Origin of the sequence: Cupriavidus sp. 2TAF22 (assembly GCF_052115045.1) — a bacterium.
Taxonomy (GTDB): domain Bacteria; phylum Pseudomonadota; class Gammaproteobacteria; order Burkholderiales; family Burkholderiaceae; genus Cupriavidus.
Genome location: NZ_JBFRFX010000005.1, coordinates 245,331 through 261,091, shown reverse-complemented (window position 1 = coordinate 261,091; position 15,761 = coordinate 245,331). Strand labels below are relative to the sequence as shown.

General features: G+C 66.9%; 17 protein-coding genes. 10 read left to right on the top strand and 7 right to left on the bottom strand.

The window, feature by feature from the left end; all coding sequences use genetic code 11:
* Nucleotides 1-177: 177 nt before the first annotated feature.
* The 5 genes from ldcA to AB4Z48_RS08910 form a co-directional block, all read right to left on the bottom strand.
* Nucleotides 178-1,164: a muramoyltetrapeptide carboxypeptidase gene (ldcA, locus tag AB4Z48_RS08930; protein ID WP_441613556.1), complete on the bottom strand. Its 987-nt coding sequence runs from the start codon at nt 1,162-1,164 to the stop codon at nt 178-180.
* A complete protein-coding gene (tadA, locus tag AB4Z48_RS08925; protein WP_441613555.1) occupies nt 1,161-1,877 on the bottom strand; it encodes a tRNA adenosine(34) deaminase TadA in 717 nt (238 codons plus the stop codon). The genes ldcA and tadA overlap by 4 nt, the downstream gene beginning before the upstream one ends.
* A gap of 27 nt (nt 1,878-1,904) precedes the next feature.
* The gene (gene queD, locus AB4Z48_RS08920) at nt 1,905-2,381 is read right to left on the bottom strand and encodes a 6-carboxytetrahydropterin synthase QueD (protein ID WP_441613554.1); all 477 of its coding nucleotides are present in this window, start codon (nt 2,379-2,381) and stop codon (nt 1,905-1,907) included.
* A 77-nt stretch (nt 2,382-2,458) separates the two neighbouring features.
* The gene (queE, locus tag AB4Z48_RS08915; RefSeq protein WP_441613553.1) at nt 2,459-3,106 is read right to left on the bottom strand and encodes a 7-carboxy-7-deazaguanine synthase; all 648 of its coding nucleotides are present in this window, start codon (nt 3,104-3,106) and stop codon (nt 2,459-2,461) included.
* Between the two features lie 334 nt (nt 3,107-3,440).
* Nucleotides 3,441-4,346: a LysR substrate-binding domain-containing protein gene (locus tag AB4Z48_RS08910; RefSeq protein ID WP_441613552.1), complete on the bottom strand. Its 906-nt coding sequence runs from the start codon at nt 4,344-4,346 to the stop codon at nt 3,441-3,443.
* 106 nt (nt 4,347-4,452) lie between these two features.
* Here AB4Z48_RS08910 and AB4Z48_RS08905 point away from each other — a divergent pair, with 106 nt between their 5' ends.
* Nucleotides 4,453-5,655, top strand: a complete 1,203-nt coding sequence (locus tag AB4Z48_RS08905) for an MFS transporter (RefSeq protein WP_441613551.1) — start codon at nt 4,453-4,455, stop codon at nt 5,653-5,655.
* A 73-nt stretch (nt 5,656-5,728) separates the two neighbouring features.
* On the opposite strand, the gene AB4Z48_RS08900 is transcribed toward AB4Z48_RS08905, so the two are convergent.
* A complete protein-coding gene (locus AB4Z48_RS08900) occupies nt 5,729-6,235 on the bottom strand; it encodes a DUF1993 domain-containing protein (protein WP_441613550.1) in 507 nt (168 codons plus the stop codon).
* Nucleotides 6,236-6,443: 208 nt separating this feature from the next.
* Here AB4Z48_RS08900 and AB4Z48_RS08895 point away from each other — a divergent pair, with 208 nt between their 5' ends.
* Nucleotides 6,444-6,845: a hypothetical protein gene (locus tag AB4Z48_RS08895; protein ID WP_441613549.1), complete on the top strand. Its 402-nt coding sequence runs from the start codon at nt 6,444-6,446 to the stop codon at nt 6,843-6,845.
* 16 nt (nt 6,846-6,861) lie between these two features.
* On the opposite strand, the gene AB4Z48_RS08890 is transcribed toward AB4Z48_RS08895, so the two are convergent.
* Nucleotides 6,862-7,842 (bottom strand): LysR substrate-binding domain-containing protein, encoded by a 981-nt coding sequence (locus AB4Z48_RS08890; RefSeq protein WP_441613548.1) that lies wholly within the window; start codon nt 7,840-7,842, stop codon nt 6,862-6,864.
* A gap of 114 nt (nt 7,843-7,956) precedes the next feature.
* On the opposite strand from AB4Z48_RS08890, the gene AB4Z48_RS08885 reads away from it, so the two are divergent.
* The 8 genes from AB4Z48_RS08885 (at nt 7,957) to AB4Z48_RS08850 (ending at nt 15,760) form a co-directional block, all read left to right on the top strand.
* Nucleotides 7,957-8,505 (top strand): 4-hydroxylaminobenzoate lyase, encoded by a 549-nt coding sequence (locus AB4Z48_RS08885; RefSeq protein WP_441613547.1) that lies wholly within the window; start codon nt 7,957-7,959, stop codon nt 8,503-8,505.
* A gap of 3 nt (nt 8,506-8,508) precedes the next feature.
* Nucleotides 8,509-9,219 carry a nitroreductase gene (locus AB4Z48_RS08880; protein ID WP_441613546.1) on the top strand — a complete coding sequence of 237 codons (711 nt, stop codon included), beginning with the start codon at nt 8,509-8,511 and terminating at the stop codon, nt 9,217-9,219.
* 430 nt (nt 9,220-9,649) lie between these two features.
* Complete coding sequence (locus tag AB4Z48_RS08875) at nt 9,650-10,390, top strand: IclR family transcriptional regulator (RefSeq protein ID WP_441613545.1); 741 nt, start codon at nt 9,650-9,652, stop codon at nt 10,388-10,390.
* A gap of 25 nt (nt 10,391-10,415) precedes the next feature.
* Complete coding sequence (locus AB4Z48_RS08870; RefSeq protein ID WP_441613544.1) at nt 10,416-11,165, top strand: SDR family NAD(P)-dependent oxidoreductase; 750 nt, start codon at nt 10,416-10,418, stop codon at nt 11,163-11,165.
* On the top strand, nt 11,158-12,321 hold the full coding sequence (locus AB4Z48_RS08865; protein WP_441613543.1) for an acyl-CoA dehydrogenase family protein: 1,164 nt from the start codon (nt 11,158-11,160) through the stop codon (nt 12,319-12,321). The genes AB4Z48_RS08870 and AB4Z48_RS08865 overlap by 8 nt, the downstream gene beginning before the upstream one ends.
* Before the next feature lie 34 nt (nt 12,322-12,355).
* Nucleotides 12,356-12,856, top strand: a complete 501-nt coding sequence (locus AB4Z48_RS08860) for a MaoC family dehydratase (protein ID WP_441613542.1) — start codon at nt 12,356-12,358, stop codon at nt 12,854-12,856.
* Nucleotides 12,853-15,003, top strand: a complete 2,151-nt coding sequence (locus AB4Z48_RS08855) for an acetate--CoA ligase family protein (protein ID WP_441613541.1) — start codon at nt 12,853-12,855, stop codon at nt 15,001-15,003. Before AB4Z48_RS08860 ends, AB4Z48_RS08855 begins: the two co-directional genes overlap by 4 nt.
* On the top strand, nt 14,990-15,760 hold the full coding sequence (locus tag AB4Z48_RS08850; RefSeq protein ID WP_441613540.1) for a citryl-CoA lyase: 771 nt from the start codon (nt 14,990-14,992) through the stop codon (nt 15,758-15,760). The genes AB4Z48_RS08855 and AB4Z48_RS08850 overlap by 14 nt, the downstream gene beginning before the upstream one ends.
* Nucleotide 15,761: the final 1 nt, after the last annotated feature.

Here is a 15,761-nt window from a genome sequence, read left to right as displayed (position 1 = left end):
GCGGCGATGCCGGCGGCAGTGCCCGTGCGGCGATGGCGCCACAAGTGCAGCGGCATGGCATCGGCATGCGGCCCCGGCTTGCGGGCCGATGGCCGGCAAGCACTGGAGCCCGGACAGGAAACCGGGAAATAACCCGTAATTTTACCATCCGCGAGCGCGCTAAAGAAGCGCCAGCCTTCAGATAGGGGCGCAAGCCCCCGCTTTCAACACCGGATAGCCCGAGAGGGACAGCGAAAAACCATCCTCGCGTGCGCTCAACTGCGCCTGGCCGCCTACCGGCAGCGTCAGCTTGCGCTCACAGTGCCCGAATGGCAGGCCGGTCAGCACCGGCACGGACAGGCGCTCCTGCAGGTAGCGCACCACCGCTGGCAGGTCGTAGCCATTGTCGTAGTCGGTCACGCGGTAGTTGGAAAAATCGCCCAGCACGATGGCGCGCTGCGCCCCCAGCACGCCGGCCTGGTCGAGTTGCAGCAGCATGCGCTCGACGCGGTATGGCGGCTCGTTGACGTCTTCCAGGAACAGGATGCCGCCGTCGACGGCCGGCATGAAGCGCGTGCCCAGCAGGCTGCACAGCATGGCCAGGTTGCCGCCCCACAGCGTGCCGGACACGGTGCCGCTGAATGGCTGGCCGCCGGCCTGGGGCGCCTGCACATCGATGGTGTAGGCCGGGTCATGCATCACGCCGAGGAAATGCTGCCACATGAAGGCGTCGACCGGCTCGGCGCCGAAATCGGCCAGCAGCATCGGCCCCGCGAACGTCACGCCGCCGCACGCCGCCAGGTAGGCCAGCTGGAAAGCCGTGAAGTCACTGTGACCCACGATGGGCGTGCACGCGCCGCGCGCCTGCTCCGCGATGCGGGCAAAGTCCACGCGCTCCAGCAAGCGCGCGATGCCATAGCCGCCGCGCACGGCCAGCGTCAGTTCGTGCGGCGTGCCGGTGCCGATGGCATGCAGGTCGGCCAGGCGCTCGTCGTCGGTGCCGCCGAAGCGCAGGTAGCGGCGTGCCAGCACGTCCGGATTGCCGACGTGCAAGCCATGCTGCCTGAGCCAGGCAACAGCACGCGCGGCGATGGCGACGTCGTGGGGATAGCCCGAGGACGCAATCAGGCGGACTTCGGTCGGCGGCGTGGCGAGGTTCGGCATCGGATCGGGGAGCTGGCTCATGCGTCGGGATCGGGGCTTGGAGCGGGGCCGGGAACGGGGCTTAACACGGGGCTGGAGTCCGGGCTGGAATCAGGCTGGCTGGCGCCGCCGGCATTATCCGCCGTCGCGCAGCGGGCGCAGCCAGTGCCCGCGGCCTGCGCCGCCGGCACGCCTTGCTGCTCGGCTTGTTGCTCGGCTTGCTGCGCGGCCTTCTGCGCAGCCTTCTGCGCGCGCCGCCTGGCACCGAAGAAGGCCTTCAGCATGCCCCCGCATTCGTCGGCCAGCACGCCGCCGGCGATGGAGGTCTGGTGATTGAGCTGCGCCTGCTCGAACAGGTTGAGCACGCTGCCCGCGGCGCCTGTCTTGGGGTCCGAGGCGCCGAACACCACGTGGCGGATGCGCGCATGGAGGATGGCGCCGCTGCACATCACGCATGGTTCCAGCGTCACGTACAGCTCGCACTCCGGCATGCGATAGTTGCCGATCACCTGCGCGGCGGCACGCAATGCCTGCATTTCGGCATGCGCGGAGGGATCCACCGAGCGGATCGGCAGGTTGTGGCCGCGCGCGATGACGGCATCGTTCCACACCACCACCGCGCCCACCGGCACTTCGCCGGCAGCCTCGGCCAGGCGCGCTTCCTCCAGCGCCGCCCGCATATAGCGGCGGTCGCGCTCGGCGGCGGGATCGAGGCCTGCTTCGCCTGCCAGGGGCGGCAGGATCGGGGCGTTCATCTCGGCTGGCATGGGCTGGCTGACGCCTCAGTCCTGCGCGGGCAGGCTGAGGGAAGCGCTGACCTCGGCCCAGCAGTTCGGCGTCTCGAACAGCACCAGGCGCGTCAGCTGCAACTGGTGGCCGAAGCAATCCTTGAATACCGGCGAGAGAATGTCGAAGGCGATCTGCGCCAGGTTTTCCACGGTGGGAATGGCGTCCAGCACGACCGTCTTGTGCCCTTCCATGGACTGCAGGAAATTCAGCAGCGCGGTGTCGCCGCGATGAATCAGGAAGGCATGGTCCCACTTGTCGACCAGATGCTCGTTGGCCAGCGCCTTGATGTCGCTGAAATCCAGGATCATGCCCTCGTCCGACGCGCCCGCGCGGCGCAGCACCTCGCCCGAGAGCGTGAGGTCCAGGCGATAGCGATGGCCGTGGATGTTGCGGCACTGGCCGCCATGGTTGGGGATGCGGTGGCCGGAGTCGAATTCCAGACGGCGGGTAATGGAGACTTGCTTGTTCATGGGTGCCGGTGTGTGCGGGTACGGTGATCGGGGCGAATCGGAACGAATCGGGGCGAATCGGGAGCGAAAGGCCGGGACTACCGGATACCTAGCAACTTGTGTGTCTGCAGCGAGAGGCGCCAGCGCGGGCGGCGCTGGCAGAACTCGACCGCGAGCGCCGTATTCTGCCGCGCCAGCGGGCCGTCCATGGCCTGCACCAGGAAATGGCGGAAATCAAGCCGCTCGTATGCGGCGAAATCCTGGCCATCCTGCGGGATGACTACCTTGAGCTCATCGCCGCGCGTGACCACCAGCTCCGCGCCCATCTTGGGGCTGACGCAAACCCAGTCGACCCCCTCCGGCACCGGCAGGGTGCCGTTGGTTTCGATGGCGATCTCGAAGCCGCGCGCGTGCAGCGCTGCGATCAGCGGCGCATCGAGCTGCAGCAATGGCTCGCCGCCAGTGCAAACCACCAGCGGCCGGCCGGCGCCGCCGGCGTCCACGTCCTGCGGCCACTGCGCCGCGACCTTGTCGGCGAGCGCCTCGGCAGTGCGGTACTTGCCGCCTTCGGTGCCGTCGGTGCCGACGAAATCGGTATCGCAGAACTGGCAGACCGCGCTCGCCCGGTCCTCTTCGCGCCCGCTCCATAGATTGCATCCGGAGAAGCGGCAGAACACCGCGGCGCGGCCGGCGTTGGCGCCCTCGCCCTGCAGTGTGTAGAAGATTTCCTTGACGGCGTAAGTCATGCTGGTGGTGAAGCGGTAATGGGTTTTTGTGGGTATGCAGTCATCATGCGCCAGCCATGGGCCGCCGGCATGCGGCATTCATGCGGCATTCATGCGGCATCCATACTGCAAAAAAATGCGACAAGCACGGTGGCGGCAAGACGGTCGGCGGCCGGGCGGACGGATTCCGGCCGGCGGGCGGCGATGCCGCAAAGGCAATCGCGCGCGCGGGGCGGCCGGGAAGCGGGCAAACAGGCGGCCACCCATGATCGATGGCCAGTGGCCAGGGTACTGCGGCTAACTCGCTATTTTCGCACAGGTCGCGAAGTCGCTCCAGCCGCCGCATCGTTCGCGCCTATACCTTGGCCCACTCCGCCGCCCGCAGCCGCGTGCCGACGAAGTCCAGGAAGCACGCGATACGCGCCGATAGCTGCGTGTTGAGGTAATAGACCGCGTTGATCGACTGCCGTTCTTCGATGGTCTCCTTCATCAGCACCTGGACCAGGTCGCCGCGGCGGCGGTCCGCTTCGGTCATGAAATCCGACAGGCACACCAGGCCCTCCCCGGCCAGCGCAAGCTGGCGCAGGGTTTCGCCGCTCGATGCGGCCAGATGCGGCGTGACCTGCACCTCTTCGCCCATGGCGCCGTGCAGCGGCCAGCGGTTGAGCGACTCCGGCTGGTTGAAGCCGATCAGGCTATGCGCGGCAAGGTCCGCCACCGATGCCGGTCGGCCGCGCGCCTTGAGATAGGCCGGGCTGGCCAGCACCCGCACGCGGCTGGTGGCCAGGGGGCGGGCATGCAGGGTGGAGTCGCGCAGCGCGCCGATGCGGATGGCCACGTCGGTGCGGTGCTCCAGCAGGTCGATGATCAGGTCGTTGGTGTTCAGTTCCAGCTCGATTTCCGGGTACTCGCGGCGGAACTCTCCTACCAGCGGCACGATCACGTGCAGCATGAAAGGCGACGCCGCGTTCACCCGCAGCCGGCCCGCCGGGCGCTGGCGGCGTACCGCCATCTGCTCCTCGGCCAGATCCACCGAGGCCAGGATGTTGCGCGCATGGGCCAGCAGCGCCTCGCCCTCCTCGCTCAGCGCCAGCCGCCGCGTGGTCCGGTGCAGCAAGGTGGTGCCGACCTTGTCCTCCAGCCGGCCGAGCGCCCGGCTGATGCCGGAAACGGTCTGCCCCAGTTGCTCGGCCGCGGCCGTGATGGAGCCGCTGTCCACCACGGTGGCGAAGGCCTGCAGTTCTTCGAGTGTGATCTTCATTGTTGAATACTAATCAAATATCTTATCCAGATCACCCTCTTAATCGGCAAGAAATGCACGGGCACACTCCCTCCATCCCGAATTTCCCGGATGTCCGGAGCCAACCATGCCCATCGCCCTGCTCGCGCTGACCATCAGCGCGTTCGCCATCGGTACCACCGAATTCGTCATCGTCGGCCTGATTCCCACCATCGCCGCCGATCTCCATATCACCCTGCCCTCCGCCGGCCTGCTGGTCAGCCTCTATGCGCTGGGCGTCGCCGTCGGCGCGCCGGTGCTGACCGCCCTCACCGGCCGCCTGCCGCGCAAGGCGCTGCTGGTGTCGCTGATGGCGCTGTTCACGCTGGGCAACCTGCTGGCCTGGAAAGCACCCGGCTATGAATCGCTGATCCTGGCGCGCGTGCTGACCGGCCTGGCCCACGGCGTGTTCTTCTCGATCGGCTCGACCATCGCCACCAGCCTGGTGCCGAAGGAGAAGGCCGCGAGCGCGATCGCCATCATGTTCACCGGCCTTACCGTGGCCCTGGTCACCGGCGTACCGCTCGGCACCTTCATCGGCCAGCACTTCGGCTGGCGCGAGACCTTCCTCGCGGTGGCCGCGCTCGGCCTGGTCGCCTTCGTCGGCAGCCTGATGTTCGTGCCGGCCGGCATCCGCAGCGGCGCACCGGCCTCCCTGCTGCAACAGGCCAGGGTGCTGGCCGAGCCACGCCTGCTGCTGGTCTACGCCAAGACCGCGATCGGCTACGGCGGCTCCTTCATCCCCTTCACCTTCCTCGCGCCGATCCTGCAGGATGTGTCGGGCTTCAGCGCCGGCGCGGTCGGGCTGGTGATGCTGGTGTACGGAGTCTCGGTGGCGGCAGGCAATATCTGGGGCGGCCGCCTGGCAGACCGCCGCGGCCCCATCGCCGCGCTCAAGATCGTGTTCCTGCTGCTGGCGCTGGTGTTGTTCGTACTGACCTTCACCGCCGCGCATCGCTGGCTGGTAGTGGCCACGGTGCTGGCCTGGGGCGCGGTTGCCTTTGGCAATGTGCCGGGCCTGCAGGTCTATGTGGTCAAGCAGGCCGAGCGCTTCACGCCGGGCGCCGTGGACGTGGCGTCGGGGCTGAATATCGCCGCGTTCAACCTGGGCATTGCCGGCGCGGCCTGGGCCGGCGGCCTGATCGTGACCCACCTGGGGCTGATGCATACGCCGTGGATCGGCGCGCTGGTGGTGCTGGTGGCGCTGGGCCTGACGGCCTGGAGCGGGCGCCTGGACCGGCTCGAGCAGCCAACCCCGGCCGGCGCCAGGCTGGCGGCCGGGCGCGCCTGACAATCCGGCGCCCGCCGCGATCCTGGCGAGGCCGCCGCGACAGAAATGCCGCGGCGGCTTCGTTGCACTTGCCTTATTTCAGGCCGAGATAGTCCCGCTTGCCGACCGGCACGCCCTTGTGGCGCAAGATGTCGTATGCGGTCGTCACATGGAAATAGAAGTTCGGCAGCACAAAGCCCAGCAGGTAGGACTTGCCGTCGAAGGTGACCGGCTCCGGGCGCAGCTTGAGCTCGATGGTGCGCGTCTCGCTGCCTTCGAGCTGGGCCGGCTCGATGGTCTTCAGGAACGCCACGGTCTTGGCGATGCGCTCCTGCAGTTCCGGGAAGGTGGCCTCGTTGTCAGTGAACGACGGCATCTCGATCCCCGCCAGCCGAGCCGCGCAGCCCTTGGCGGCGTCGCTGGCGCGTTGCACCTGGGCCGGCAGCGGATCCATGTCCGCCACCAGGCGGGTCTGGATCAGGTCGGACGGATCCATGCCCTGCGCCTGCGCGAACGCCGCGCCCTTGTCCAGGATGGCGGACAGGCTGCCGAAGGCCCGGATGAACACCGGGATCGAGACTTCATACATCGAAAGTGACATGGGGGTGTCCTTGGCTGGAAGTTGGCTGGCGCATCCGCCCAGGGGGCGGGCGCGCGAACGCGAGCATAAACCGTTTCCCCGCTTCCCGCTGGCGGCCGGCCGTGCCGGCCCGGCGAGAACGCATCCCGGGTGAACCTGGCTCAGGCATCCTGCCTTAAGATATTCTGCTTGCACCCTCCCCGGCTGAGGCGCCGGCAGCCCCGACGACATGAACGCCCCCTTTCCCATCCGCAAGGAATGCCCGCCCGGCGCCTGCATCTGCAATCGCGAGGCCCTGCTGGGCGACCCGCATGCCGACATCCGGATCCTGATGCTCACGCAGGAGGAGGAGAAAAAGCTGGTTGCGCGCCTGGAAAGCCTCTCCAGCCTTGCCGACCTGCGGAAAATGGAACAGCGCATGCAGGCGCAACTGGGCCTCGTCGTCACGATCACCCCGAGCATCCACGAAGTGCGCACCATGCGCGGGATCAACATCCGGGTGGAAGACCAGCCCGGTTTGTGCCGCAAGACCCGCCAGGCCATCCCTGCGGCCATACGCCGCTGCCTCGAAGCCAGGCCGGAGATCGCCTACGCGCTCCTCGACGCGCACGACCTGCTGGGCGGCGGCTGAGTGCGGGTCCGCCATGCTACGCGAGCGCCTCTTCGGCGGCTCGCGCTGTCGTCGCGATCATCTCGCGCAGCCAGGCGTGACCCACGTCGTGGTCGTCGCGGCCATGCCAGACCGCACGCATGGTCTCGTTTCCAGCCGGGTACGGCGGATGCCGGCGAATCAGGTCGCCGCTCCTTGTCAGCGCCATGGCGAGGGACGCGGGCACGATGGACAGCATGTGCGTATCGCGAAGCAGCGCTGGAATGGCGAGCGAGTGCGGGACGGTGACTCTCAGCCGCGGCACCTCGTTCAGTTCAAGGAGCGCCTTCTCCAACGCACGCCGGTCGAACATCTCCGACTGGCGCGCGAGGCCACGCTCAACGATGAAACCCCCTACCGCGCCTTCCTCCTCCCCGCCGACGGACAGGGTGACGAGCGGGTACTTCGCCAGGTCGCGGAGCGTGAGCTTGCGGCGGGAAGCGGGATGTCCCTTGCGCATCAAGATGGACTCTCCCTGCGACATCAGCGTTCGCGAGTTCAGGCGGGGTGGCACCTGGGAAAAGATGCCGATGGCAAGATCGATGCGTCCCAGGTCGATCTGCTCGGCCAGGTCCAGCCGCGTGGACGGCCGGATGACAAGGTCGACGCCCGGGGCGGCCTTTTGCAGTTCGCGGGACAAAGGCGCAACGATCACCTCGGTGACGTGATCGTTCGCCGCGATGACAAAGCGCCGGCTGGACTTGTCGGGAGAAAACGGCTCCACGCCGAGCGCGTCCTCGATGCGCCGCAGCGAGTCCAGCAGGGTTGACGCCATCGCCGTTGCACGGCCGGTCGGCACCATGCCCTTCCCCATGCGCATGAAAAGCTCGTCGCCGACAAGCTCGCGCAGCCTGCGCAGCGCATGGCTAACCGCCGATTGCGTGAGATTGAGGCGCTTGCCGGCCAGGATCAGATTGCGCTCCTCGTAGACGGCCTCGAACACCTTCAAGAGGTTCAGGTCGGTGCGGCCGATGCTCATGATGTCGCCCCATCAATTGAATGGCGTTCATTATGCAATTGCAGAGACATCAATTCCATTCAATTCATGGTTCGCGCATCATGACCTCCAGCCCATTTGACAGGAGACGACACCATGACGGCCGAAACCCGCATCCAGGATCGAGAGGCGCTGATCGAGCGCTGCATCCCCTTCCTTGAAGAAGTGAAGGACCTGACCACCAGCACCGCGGTCGAGCGCTGGTTGAACGAGAAGTACGGGCCCGACAGCGAGTTCTACCAGACGCTGTCCTGCTCTGTCAGGAAGGGCGTGGAGGATGGATGGGCAGCGAACGTCGAGATCGGCGGCCCAAGCTACCGCCGCAGCCGCATCGCGGAGCCCTCCGAGCGCACGCTCCACTTCAGCATCACAGCGGTGTACATGGATAGCACCGGCAATCAGCAAGGGCACCCCGACCATCGGTTCAGAGGGCAATACCACGGTCATCCCTATGGCGAGTTCAACATGGTCGTTCCGCTGGATCCCGGTGCCGCCCTGAACGGGCCGAATGGCTGGTGTTCCGGAGGCTGGACCGCCCCGGCGCCGGGCAGTCACCACTATCCGGAAGCGAAGGGTGGCGCCGTGATCGCGCTGTTCTTCCTGCCCTCCGGCCGGATTTCCTACCACGACGTGCCGCAGGAGTAGTCCATGGTACAGACAGCAATGGAATGGTCCCAGGAGGCCGTCGCGCGATGCGTCGCCACCGTCGTAACGTCTCGCCGCTCGGTTCGCGCCTTCAGGCCTGAGCCGCTTCGCCGGGAACTCATGCAGGAGATCCTGGAGGAGGCAGCGACCGCCCCGAGCGGGGCCAATATCCAGCCCTGGCGGGTGTATGTGGTCAGCGGCGCGGTCAAGGATGAACTGGCCAGCGCCCTGGTCGCCGCCTCCCGCGCCGGGACCGCACCCGCGCCCGCCCACTTCCCTGAGCCGTTGCCGGACGTGTTCCGCGCGAGACTGGCCGATTTCGGCGCGCGCTACTACGCTTCGCTCGGGATCGATCGCAGCGACACCGCGGCGCGCATGCGCCAGACCGAGCAGAACTTCTCATTCTTCGGCGCGCCGGTGGGTCTCATCTTCAGCATCGACCGCAGATTGAAGCCGCACAGCTGGATCGACATCGGCCTGTTCGCGCAGAACCTGATGATCGCCGCGAAAGCGCGTGGCATCGACACATGCCCGCAGGTTTCCTTCGCGCCGTTCCATGACGTGATCGCGGCGCATCTGCACATGCCACCGGAGGAAGTGACCGCCTTCGGCATGTCCATGGGATACGGAGACCCGCAAGCCAAGGTGAATCAAACAAGGATGCCACGGGAGCACGTGCAGGACTTCGCGCGGCTCTTCGGGTTTCCGGCCTGACCTTCCCGCAGTTCCATTCCATCGGTACGGAAGCGGCAGCCTGCGCGCATGCAGTGGCAGGCTCCTGGCACTTGGGGCCGCCCGGCACGCCTGCCGGCGGCGGCCCATAGCCTGATGCGGCGCCCGGGCAGCGCTGTGTCGCCACCCGTGCACCCTTACGAGCACCCAGCTTTTCGCACGCGGCTTCCCATGCCCGCAGGACGATTGCCCGGCAAGACCGCCGGCGCCCCCCGCCTGTCGCGCACATGGAGAGGCATATGCGCGTCAGATATGCCCATTCGTCCTCATTTTGAGGGCTGCCGGCTCGGCCATCTTTCCTACAAAATATCGTAGCATCCTCCGCCCCCTCGAAAAACGACTTGCGCACGTCGCCGATGGGTCGTACATTTGTCCCGTATATCGTAATCATATTCGATATTTCGGAGCAGATATGCCAGTCCAGATTCCCGCGGCAAGCCGCGCCATGGCCGTGTTCGAAGTCTTTGCGCGAGAAAGACGGGACTTGTCCAATTCCGAGATAGCGAAGCTGCTGGCTGTTGCCGACAGCAGTTGCTCGGACCTGTTGCACACCCTGCATTCACTCGGCTACCTGATGCGGACCACGCGCACGCGTCGCTTCTATCCGACCGGCCGCCTGTTCGAGACTGCGCGCCAGATCGCGGAACACGATCCGCTGACGCAGCGCGCGCAGGCAGCGGTACTGCGGCTGTCCCACGCCACCAGCGAGAGCGCCTTCTTCGGCGTACTCGAACCGCAGGCCGTGCGCGTCGTCGCCGTGGCACAGAGTCCCCTGCCGCTGCGCTACATCCTTGACGTTGGCGAGCGCGTCGCGCTGCATGCGTCTGCACTGGGCAAGGCCATGCTGGGCCAGCTCACCGACGATGATGCCCGCGCACGGCTGCAAGCCGCCAAGCGGCCGGCCGTGACCGCAAGCACGGTGGTGGACCTCGACCAGCTGATGGCGCAACTGACGCGCGGCCGCGACCAAGGCTGGTACGAAGCGCATGACGAAGGCACCGAAGGCGTTACCGCGCTGGCCGTTGCGGCCCGGCTGGGCGAGCGGCCGGTCGCCATCTCGGTGGCGGGGCCCGCCGAACGTATCGAAAAGCACCACGAATCCTATTTGGCGGCCCTGCGCGAAGTGCGCGATTCCCTGCTGGCCGACCATTGAATCCACACCCCCCTAAGGAGAAGACATGGACCTCGGATTGAAAGGTCGCGTGGCGGTTGTCACCGGCTCGGCACGCGGCATCGGCGCGGAAACCGCCCGAATGCTTGCGAAGGAAGGCATGGCCGTGGTGATCACGGACCTGGACCTGGATGCTGCGCGCGAGACCGCCGGCGGGATCGGGCTCGCTGGCGGGAAGGCCATTGCCGTGCAGTGCGACGTGCGCCAGGAAGACCAGGTGCGCAACATGATCGGCGCCGGCAAGGAAGCCTTCGGCAGCATCGACGTGCTGGTCAACAACGCCGGCCTGGTCAAGGACCGCACCATTCTCAAGATGGAAGAATCGGACTGGGACCTGGTGCTGGACGTCACGCTCAAGGGCGCGTTCCACACCTGTCGCGCGGCGCTGCCCTTCATGCATGAGAAGGGCTGGGGCCGGATCATCAATATCAGCTCGCGCGCGATGTTCGGCAATCCCGGGCAGGCCAACTACTCCACCGCCAAGGCGGGCATCATCGGCTTCACCCGGGCGCTGTCGCTGGAACAGGCGCGCAAGGGCGTGACGGTCAATGCCATCGCCCCGGGCTACATCGAGACCGAGTACATCAAGAGCCTGCCCAACTACGACACCATCCTGGCCAACGTGATGGCCAAGAACGCCGTGACCTTTCCGGGCCAGACCAGCGATATCGCCGGCGCGGTGGCCTTCATGGCGTCGGAGCATGCCCGCTACATCACGGGCACCACCCTGTTCGTGACCGGAGGCCGCTATGGTTGATCCCAATGTCGACATCGACGGCCTGGACGACAGCCAGCGCCTGCTGCGCGAGAACATCCGCCGCTACCTGAAGGAACACATCTCGCCGCGCATCGACCAGGCGGAGAAGGAGCGGCGCTTCCCGCAGGAAGCAATCACCGGCCTCGCCGACTTCGGCTACTTCGGTGGTTACATGAAAGAGGCCGACGGCGGCCTGGACCTCGACTACCCGACCTGGGCGGTGATGATGGAGGAAGCCGGCTACTGCTGGCTGTCCCTGCGCATCATCCTCAACACGCTGAATATCGTCGCGGGCATCATCAATGCCTATGGCACCGAGGCGCAGAAGGAATGCTTCATGCGCCCGCTGCTGCGCAACGAGCGCAAGACCTTCGTGTCGATCTCCGAGCCGGACGTTGGCTCCAACGTGGCCGAGATCAAGACCCGGGCCGACAAGCGCGGCGACCACTATGTGCTCAACGGCAGCAAGCTGTGGATCACCAACGGCATGTTCGCCGACTTCGGCATCGTGGTGGCGCGCACGTTCAGCGATACCTGCAACGGCGAGCTGTCGCTGTTCCTGGTGGAGCGCGACGTGACGCCGTACAGCGCCACGCCGGTGGAGACCATGTTCACGCGCAGCACCGGCACCGCGGCCTTCACCTTCGAGAACGCGGAGATCCCGGCCGCCAACCTGCTGGGCAAGGAAGGCCAGGGCCTGCGCCAGATCCTGATCGGCTTGAACTTCGGGCGCCTGAACGTGGCCATGGGGGCGGTGGGCGCGGCGCAATGCGCGCTGGACCTGTCGATCGACTACGCGCTGCAGCGCAAGCAGTTCGGGCGCCAGATCGGCGGCTTCCAGCTGGTGCAGAAGCACATCGTGGACATGACCATGCGCACGCAGGCCGCGCGGGCGCTGGGCTACCGCGCCGCGCGCTCGATGCAGAACGGTACGTCGCGCACGGAATGCTCGATCGCCAAGCTGTACGCCACCGAGGCCGCGTTCGAAGTCGCCAATCTGGCGTTGCAGGTACATGGCGGCATGGGCTACGCCACCGGCTACCCGATCGAGCGCATCTTCCGCGACACGCGCGGCGGCATGATCCCGGAAGGCACTACCGAAATCCAGACCCTGATCATCGGCCGCGAAATCCTGGGCATCAGCGCACTGACCTGACCCTGGCCCCCACCCAAATACGGAGACACAAGACATGACGCAGCCTGCCATCCTCGAGCAGATCGCCAATACCACGCTCTACTGGGAAGACCTGGTACCGGGCATGCAGTACAGCACCTCGTCGCGCACCATCACCGAAGCCGACGTCGCCGCCTTCGCCGCGCTGACCGGCGATTTCAACAAGGTGYACGTCGATGCCGAATACGCCAAGGGCACCATCTTCGGCCAGCGCATTGCCCACGGCATGCTGGTGGCCGCCTTCATGGCCGGCCTGACCTCGCGTTCGATTCCGAACCAGTTCTTTGAAGGTTCGCTGTTCAKCGTGCTGGAAAACCGCCTCAAGTTCCCCAAGCCCACATTCATCGGCGATACCATCCGCGTGGAAATCGAAGTGGTCGAGCAGAAGACCACCAGCCGCCCCGACCGCGGCATCATCGCCTTCCTGCGCAAGGGCATCAACCAGCGCGGCGAAGTGGTGGCGGAGATGGCAGCCACGTGCCTGTTCAAGCGCCGCACGCCGGGAGAGGCCCAATGAGCAGCCAGCCGATCTGGTTCAGCGACCTCTCGCGGCTGGTCAATCCGCGCTCGATCGTGCTGGTCGGCGCTTCCGAGAAGCCGGACAGCATCGGCGGCCGGACGCTGGAGAACCTGACCACCTTCTCCGAGTTTACGGGTGACCTGCATCTGGTCAACCCGGGCCGCGCCGAAATCCACGGCAGGCCATGCGTGGCCTCGGTCAATGACCTCAAGGAAGCGCCCGACCTGGCCATCCTGGCCGTGCGCGCCGACATGGTCATCCAGACCCTGCGCGATTGCGGCAGGCTCGGCGTCAAGTTCGCCATCGTCTTCACTTCCGGCTTCGGCGAAACCGGCGAAGACGGCCGCGCGGTGGAAGCCGAGATGCGCGAGATCGTGGCCAGCACCGGCATGCGCATCTACGGCCCCAACTGCCCGGGCCTGAACAACATGAACGCGCGGCTGGGCCTGACCTTCTCGCCGGCATGGCGCATCGACCGCCGCCCCGGCCCGATCGGCGTCGCCACGCAGGGCGGCGGCCTCGGCCGCTCGTTCATCCAGGCGATGGACCGCGGCGTGGGCGTGGGCTTGTGGTGCTCCGGTGGCAACGAGGTGGACCTGGAGGTCAGCGACTACATCCACTACATGGCCGAAGCGCCGGACATCGAGGTGATCGTCACCACGCTGGAAGGCGTGCGCAACGGCCCGCGCTTCATGGCCGCAGCGTTGCATGCCGCGCGGTGCGGCAAGCCCATCGTCGCGATCAAGGTCGGCAAGTCGGAATACGGCGCCAAGGCGGCGCAGTCGCACACCGCCGCGATTGCCGGCTCGGCGGAGATCAACAGCGCGGTGTTCAGCCAGCTCGGCATCATCGAAGTGGACGACATCGACGAGCTGATCGACGTGGCCTCGCTGCTGGCGCGGCGCAAGCCCTCCGGCAAGGAACAGCTGGCCGTGTACAGCTTCTCCGGCGGCACCGCGGCGCTGGCTTCCGACATGGTGGGACTGGCCGGGCTGAAGCTGTCGGAGTTCGCGCCGGCGACCACCGAGGCACTGCGCGCCGCCCTGCCCGGCTTCGCCGCCTTCAGCAACCCGGTGGACGTGACCGCCGAAGTGCTCGTCAATACCGAGGTCAGCTACGCCACGCTCAAGGCCACCGCCGCCGATCCCAACACCGACCTGGTGCTGGTGCCGATCCCGGTGGAGTACGGCAAGACCACGGCCATGCTGGCCGACAGCATGGTGCGCGTGCAGCTGGAGCAACCGGACACGCCGATCGTGCCGGTGTGGATGAGCGACCGCACCGGAGAAGGCCATCGCAAGATGATCGACGGCGGCCTGATGCCGATGCGCGCAGTCGGCAACGCCGTGCTCGCCATCCAGCGCTTCATTCACTACGGCCGCTGGAAAGCCCGCTTCGAGCGCGCATGGCAGCCGCTGGGCAGCGCAAGCGCTGCCGGCGCCACGGCCGCCACGGCCAACCTGTCCGAAGCGGTGACCAAGGCACTGCTGGAACGGGCCGGCATTCCGACGCCCCGTGGCGTGGTGGCGCGCACTGCTGCCGAGGCGGCCAGCGCCTTCCGCGATGTCGGCAACGGCAAGGCGGTGATGAAGATCGTCAGCGCGGACATCACGCACAAGACGGACATCGGCGGCGTGCGGCTTGGCATCGCCTCCGAAAGCGCGGCGATGGCGGCCTACGAGGAGATCCACGCCAACGGCGCGCGGGCCAGTGGCACCGCGCGGATCGAGGGCGTGCTGGTGGAGCCGATGCTGCCCGCCCCGTTCGTCGAAGCCGTGGTCGGCATCCACCGGGACCCGGTGTTCGGCCACGTCTGCACCTTCGGCCTCGGTGGCGTCAGCATCGAACTGTTCAAGGATGTCAGCCGGCGCCTGCTGCCGCTCACGCCGGACTCGGCGCGCGAGATGATCAGCGAGACCCGCTGCCACGAACTGCTCAAGGGCTATCGCGGCCAGCCGGCCTGCGACATCGACGCGCTGGTCGGCATGCTGGTCAAGCTCTCGGACTTTGTCGCCGCGCATGCCGACAAGATCGAAGAACTGGAAATCAATCCCCTTGCGGTGCGCCCGCAAGGCGAGGGAGTGGCCGCGCTGGATGCCGTTCTCTCATATCAAGGCACGGAGCCTCCCCATGGTAAAGACTGAAATCGGCTACACCACCACCGACACCATCATGGTGCGCGGCCTGAACCTCGCGACCGAGATCATCGGCAAGTTCGACTTTGTCGACATGATCTTCTTCACCACGCTGTCGCGCCTGCCGTCGCCGCGCGAGAAGGTCATGGTCAATGCACTGCTGGTGACCACGGCCGACCATGGCATCACCCCCAGCTCGCTGTCGGCCCGCCTCACCTACATTGGCGCGCCGGAAGCCCTGCAGGGTGCGGTGGCCACGGGCCTGCTCGGCGCGGGCAGCGTGTTCCTCGGCCCCATGCAGAACGCGGCCGAGATGCTCAACGAAGGCGCCAGCGCGCTGGCGGACGATGCCCCGGACGAGCAAGTGCGCGAAGCCGCCCGCGCGCTGGTCCGCCTCCACAAGGAGCGCCGCCAGCAGATCTTCGGCGTCGGCCACCCCATCCATGTCGATGGCGACCCGCGCGTGCCCGCGCTGCGCGAGCTGTCGCGCGAGCACGGCTACTACGGCCGGCACTGGCGCCTGATGGAAGCCATCGTCGACGTGCTGGTGAAGGAGCAGCACCGCAAGCTGCCGATGAACGTAGTGGGCGCGATCGGCGCGATCGTGGCGGCGATGGGGCTGGATCCGCTGATCGCGCGCGGCCTGGCGCTGGTGGGCCGCTCGGCCGGCCTGCTGGCCCATGTGCTCGAAGAGAAGACACAACCGATGGCACGCGAGGCGTGGCAGCTCGTCCTGAAAGACGACCCGCGCAACGTGCTGCCCTGAG

Excerpts from the sequence above, each read along its gene's own strand:
- AB4Z48_RS08905 (WP_441613551.1), top strand. The coding sequence starts at position 4,453 with ATGCCCATCGCCCTGCTCGCGCTGACCATCAGCGCGTTCGCCATCGGT.
- AB4Z48_RS08865 (WP_441613543.1), top strand. The coding sequence starts at position 11,158 with ATGGTTGATCCCAATGTCGACATCGACGGCCTGGACGACAGCCAGCGC.
- queE (WP_441613553.1), bottom strand. The coding sequence starts at position 3,106 with ATGACTTACGCCGTCAAGGAAATCTTCTACACACTGCAGGGCGAGGGC.
- queD (WP_441613554.1), bottom strand. The coding sequence starts at position 2,381 with ATGAACAAGCAAGTCTCCATTACCCGCCGTCTGGAATTCGACTCCGGC.
- AB4Z48_RS08855 (WP_441613541.1), top strand. The coding sequence starts at position 12,853 with ATGAGCAGCCAGCCGATCTGGTTCAGCGACCTCTCGCGGCTGGTCAAT.
- ldcA (WP_441613556.1), bottom strand. The coding sequence starts at position 1,164 with ATGAGCCAGCTCCCCGATCCGATGCCGAACCTCGCCACGCCGCCGACC.
- AB4Z48_RS08900 (WP_441613550.1), bottom strand. The coding sequence starts at position 6,235 with ATGTCACTTTCGATGTATGAAGTCTCGATCCCGGTGTTCATCCGGGCC.
- AB4Z48_RS08890 (WP_441613548.1), bottom strand. The coding sequence starts at position 7,842 with ATGAGCATCGGCCGCACCGACCTGAACCTCTTGAAGGTGTTCGAGGCC.
- AB4Z48_RS08880 (WP_441613546.1), top strand. The coding sequence starts at position 8,509 with ATGGTACAGACAGCAATGGAATGGTCCCAGGAGGCCGTCGCGCGATGC.
- AB4Z48_RS08870 (WP_441613544.1), top strand. The coding sequence starts at position 10,416 with ATGGACCTCGGATTGAAAGGTCGCGTGGCGGTTGTCACCGGCTCGGCA.
- AB4Z48_RS08875 (WP_441613545.1), top strand. The coding sequence starts at position 9,650 with ATGCCAGTCCAGATTCCCGCGGCAAGCCGCGCCATGGCCGTGTTCGAA.
- AB4Z48_RS08895 (WP_441613549.1), top strand. The coding sequence starts at position 6,444 with ATGAACGCCCCCTTTCCCATCCGCAAGGAATGCCCGCCCGGCGCCTGC.
- AB4Z48_RS08885 (WP_441613547.1), top strand. The coding sequence starts at position 7,957 with ATGACGGCCGAAACCCGCATCCAGGATCGAGAGGCGCTGATCGAGCGC.
- AB4Z48_RS08910 (WP_441613552.1), bottom strand. The coding sequence starts at position 4,346 with ATGAAGATCACACTCGAAGAACTGCAGGCCTTCGCCACCGTGGTGGAC.
- AB4Z48_RS08850 (WP_441613540.1), top strand. The coding sequence starts at position 14,990 with ATGGTAAAGACTGAAATCGGCTACACCACCACCGACACCATCATGGTG.
- tadA (WP_441613555.1), bottom strand. The coding sequence starts at position 1,877 with ATGAACGCCCCGATCCTGCCGCCCCTGGCAGGCGAAGCAGGCCTCGAT.